The sequence below is a fragment of the Bartonella capreoli genome, from assembly GCF_902813205.1.
Taxonomy (GTDB): Bacteria; Pseudomonadota; Alphaproteobacteria; order Rhizobiales; family Rhizobiaceae; genus Bartonella; species Bartonella schoenbuchensis.
The window spans coordinates 1-384 of the sequence record NZ_CADDZX010000405.1 but is presented as its reverse complement, the minus strand read 5'-3'; the positions used below and the strand labels follow the sequence as shown (position 1 = coordinate 384).

At 32.0% G+C, this 384-nt stretch carries 1 pseudogene; it reads left to right on the top strand.

From position 1 onward, the window contains the following. Positions 1–167 (top strand): annotated as a pseudogene (locus J7R05_RS09500) (transporter); the annotation flags it as partial. Between the last annotated feature and the right edge of the window lie 217 nt (positions 168–384).

The window sequence follows — 384 nt, the reverse complement described above, 5'->3', positions numbered from 1 at the left end:
CAACTACATTAGATGTTTTGAACTCTCGCACTCAGTTGATTAATGACCAAATTGCACTGGCAATTGCAGAACGGGCTGTTGTGGATGCACGTTCTAGTGATCAATCTTCACTTGGAACATTGACTGCAAATTATTTAGGTTTGAGGCCGATTAAATATACTCGCTGAATCCATAAGCGATTTGTATATAATAATAAATATTAAGGAGGTAATCAAATGAAATTGTTAATGATATTAAAAAAAATATTGTTTACAAGTATTTTCATTTTAAGCGTAGAAATTCTCTTGACTATGGAAAGGAAGTTTACTGTGGCATCATATTTCTTATGAAGAGACATGGCTATCTTATAATTCTTTGATTACACTGAAGCATTCGAAATATGAT